The organism is Arthrobacter sp. ZGTC212 (genome assembly GCF_002929255.1).
In the GTDB taxonomy this organism is placed as follows: Bacteria; Actinomycetota; Actinomycetes; order Actinomycetales; family Micrococcaceae; genus Arthrobacter_B; species Arthrobacter_B sunyaminii.
This window is the reverse complement of the sequence record NZ_PJIJ01000066.1, coordinates 1-558: the sequence shown is the minus strand read 5'-3', so window position 1 is coordinate 558 and position 558 is coordinate 1. Positions and strand designations below refer to the sequence as shown.

Genomic DNA, 558 nt, shown 5'->3' with positions numbered 1-558 from the left:
CTCGTCCTCAGCGACTTCCCGCAGATGCTCGGAGGATCGCTGCTGATCGCCGCGCTGGCCATCGGCGTCGATCTTGTCCTTGCCCTATTCCAGAGGCTGTTCCTGACACCAAGGGCCTCGAAGCAGTCCCACCGCAGCCAGCAGGCTGCGGTCGATCTCACAGACCCCGTTGTCGCGGAGACTGTGGCACAAGGAGGTAAGTCATGAAAGAAAGCCGACCACTAGGCCTTGGCAGGCGGGCATTCGGCGGGGTGGCCGCCGGAATTGGCCTGGCCATGGCGCTGTCCGCCTGCGGTGGATCGTCCGATCCGCTGAGCAACGCCCCGGCAACCAGCGGCACGGCGTCCGGGGGAGCCACCTCCCTGGTGATCGGCTCCGCGGACTTCCCCGAGAGCCAGATCATCGCCGAGCTGTATGCAGGGGCACTGACCGCAGCCGGAGTCACCGCCACCACCAAGCCGAACATTGGCTCCCGCGAGGTTTACTTCAAGGCCGTCCAGGACGGTTCTGTGGACGTGATCCCGGACTACACCGGCAACCTGCTGCTGCATGTTGACA

Annotated in this window: 1 protein-coding gene and 1 pseudogene; both read left to right on the top strand. The window is 65.1% G+C overall.

The window, feature by feature from the left end; all coding sequences use genetic code 11:
* A pseudogene (locus CXQ89_RS18690) lies at nucleotides 1-207 on the top strand (ABC transporter permease); the annotation flags it as partial.
* The coding region (locus CXQ89_RS17890) for a glycine betaine ABC transporter substrate-binding protein (RefSeq protein ID WP_308471696.1) at nucleotides 204-558 on the top strand (355 nt) is incomplete at its 3' end. The pseudogene CXQ89_RS18690 and the gene CXQ89_RS17890, both read left to right, overlap by 4 nt.